Below are 2,383 nucleotides of genomic sequence, written 5' to 3'. Positions count from 1 at the left end.
AAGTTATCGGCGTCATCCCTGAAGCCTTGGTCGGCAGCGAAGTCGCGCACCGTGGCTGCACCGAACTGCATGTTGTGCCCGGAATGCACGAACGCAAGCGCATGTTCACCGACCTGTCCGATGGCTTCATCACTATCCCCGGCGGCGTCGGCACGATGGACGAATTGTGGGAGGCGATAAGCTGGGCCCAACTCGGCTATCATGAAAAGCCGGTCGGACTTTTGAATGTCGCCGGCTTCTACGATCGCCTGATCGAATTCAACCGCCACATGGTCGATGTCGGTTTCATCCGTCCGCAACATGCGGGGATCATGATTGTCGATGAAACGATGGATGGCTTGCTCGCAAAAATGGCGAGTTATGAACCGCATAAAAGCATCTTCCAGATGAAGGCCGAGGATTTGTGAGCAATCGGGCGGCTCTCGTCGCCTATGCCTGCGACAGCATCGCTCGCGGTTCAAAATCCTTTGCCGCTGCCAGCAAGCTGTTCGACCGGACCACAAGAGAACGTGTCTGGCTGCTCTACGCCTGGTGTCGCAAATGCGACGATATGGCCGACGGGCAAGATCATGGCGGAGAGATGGAGGCGATTGTCGATCCTTCGGCCCGGTTGCAGACGATCCGTGAACTGACGGCCCAAGCTTTGAACGGCGCGGCTACCGGCGAACCAGCCTTTGATTGCCTGTGCGTTGTTGCACGGGAATGCGGGCTGACGCAAAAGATGGCGGATGATGTGATTGAAGGCTTTGCACTCGATACTATCGGCTGGCAGCCCCGGCATGAAAATGACCTCTACCGCTATTGCTTTCATGTCGCCGGCGCCGTCGGAGTGATGATGGCCGTGGTCATGGGCGTATCACCTGATGATGAAGAAACGCTCGATCGCGCCTGTGACTTGGGCCTTGCCTTCCAGTTGGCCAATATCGCCCGCGACATTGCCGAGGATGGCCGCGCAGGCCGCTGCTACATCCCGGATGATTGGCTGGCCCAGCTCGACCTCGAACCCGGCGAGCATCTGCGCCCGCACAACCGCAAAAAACTCGCCCTTATTGGCCGCTGGCTGGCCGACGAAGCCGGACAATATGAGGCTTCGGCCAAAGTCGGCACTTCCCGCCTTCCCTTCCGCGCACGCTGGGCCGTGCTCTCGGCAGCGGGCATTTATGGCGACATTGCCCGGAAGGTACGCACCGCAGGCGAGCATGCTTGGGATGGACGGATTTTCACCTCTCGCGGCGAAAAGTTGCGCTGGGTCGCAAAGGCATTTGGCGATGCAATTACGAACCAGCCTGCTCCCATTGATCGCGACGGGCTGTGGACACGTGCACGCTAAAGGTTGTTTGGCGTTGCCAACAAATTACCAGCCCGCTCGCGCAACCTTTCCACCGCTGCATCATGTATCCCCGGCGCACAGCAAATAAGCCCAAAATCGATCGGCTCGCGTTTGTTGTAACAGATCGGTTCTCCAATCGCACTGGTGACCACCGCACCCGCTTCCTCGGCAATCAAATGCGCCGCCGCGATGTCCCATTCATGGCCCCAGCGTAGCGTCGCCACAAGATCGGCTCGGTCACACGCCACCATCGTCATTCGCATGGCAATGCTATTGGGCTTGTGCACCATTTCCAGATCGCGATCGGCCTTGGGCAGAGCATCGGTCGGCACGCGCGCACCGACAAATTCTTCTCTGGTGCTGGCAAATAATCGCTTGCCATTGCAGGTCGTCCCTTCACCTTTGTGCGCAACCCATAACTGCTTGGTTACAGGCGCATACATCGCTGCGAAGACGGCCTCGCTACCTTCAACCAAGGCCACCGACACACACCAGCCGCTGCGCCCGCGAATAAAATCGCGCGTGCCGTCAATCGGATCGACCAGCCATTGGCGCGACATCGACAGGCGGTCGGGATGGTCGACGGTTTCCTCGGACAGCCAACCTATGTTGGGAGCAAGCGCGCCAAGACGCTGTTTGAGCAAGGCATCGACGGCCAAGTCGGCATCGCAAACCGGATGCCCCTTGGTCTTCTCCCAGACAGTTGCATTCGGTGCAGCCCCCTCTCGCCAGGCGCTCAGCGCAAGGTCACCCGCCTCGCAGACCGCGTTTATTGCCGCGTTTAGATCAGGCACTCGCCACCATCATTCCGTCGATGCGCAAGGTCGGCACATTGGTCGAGCGGATGAATTCGAGGTCGTTGGCGGGTGTCAGCGCACGGAACATGTCTTTCAGATTTCCGGCGATTGTGAACTCGCTGACCGGCTTTGTGATCTGACCTTTTTCGATCAGGAATCCTGCAGCACCTCGGCTGTAATCGCCGGTAACGATATTCACACCTTGCCCTGATAATTCATGGATATAGACGCCATAGTCGATATCCGAAATCAACTG

The 2,383-nt window shown here is 58.3% G+C and carries 4 protein-coding genes; 2 read left to right on the top strand and 2 right to left on the bottom strand.

The window, feature by feature from the left end; genetic code table 11:
* Both Q0239_RS00920 and Q0239_RS00915 read left to right on the top strand, forming a co-directional pair.
* The coding region (locus tag Q0239_RS00920; RefSeq protein WP_298596955.1) for a TIGR00730 family Rossman fold protein at nt 1–407 on the top strand (407 nt) is incomplete at its 5' end.
* Nucleotides 404–1,330 carry a phytoene/squalene synthase family protein gene (locus tag Q0239_RS00915; protein ID WP_298596952.1) on the top strand — a complete coding sequence of 309 codons (927 nt, stop codon included), beginning with the start codon at nt 404–406 and terminating at the stop codon, nt 1,328–1,330. The genes Q0239_RS00920 and Q0239_RS00915, both read left to right, overlap by 4 nt.
* Here Q0239_RS00915 and Q0239_RS00910 read toward each other — a convergent pair.
* Both Q0239_RS00910 and Q0239_RS00905 read right to left on the bottom strand, forming a co-directional pair.
* Nucleotides 1,327–2,124, bottom strand: coding sequence for a 3'(2'),5'-bisphosphate nucleotidase CysQ (locus Q0239_RS00910; RefSeq protein WP_298596949.1), 798 nt, complete (start codon nt 2,122–2,124; stop codon nt 1,327–1,329). The genes Q0239_RS00915 and Q0239_RS00910 overlap by 4 nt on opposite strands.
* The coding region (locus Q0239_RS00905; protein WP_298596946.1) for a metallopeptidase TldD-related protein at nt 2,117–2,383 on the bottom strand (267 nt) is incomplete at its 5' end. The genes Q0239_RS00905 and Q0239_RS00910, both read right to left, overlap by 8 nt.

The organism is uncultured Sphingorhabdus sp., from assembly GCF_937872355.1.
Taxonomy (GTDB): Bacteria; Pseudomonadota; Alphaproteobacteria; order Sphingomonadales; family Sphingomonadaceae; genus Sphingorhabdus_B.
The sequence above is the reverse complement of the archived record's forward strand: the minus strand, read 5'-3'. Positions and strand labels throughout refer to the sequence as shown.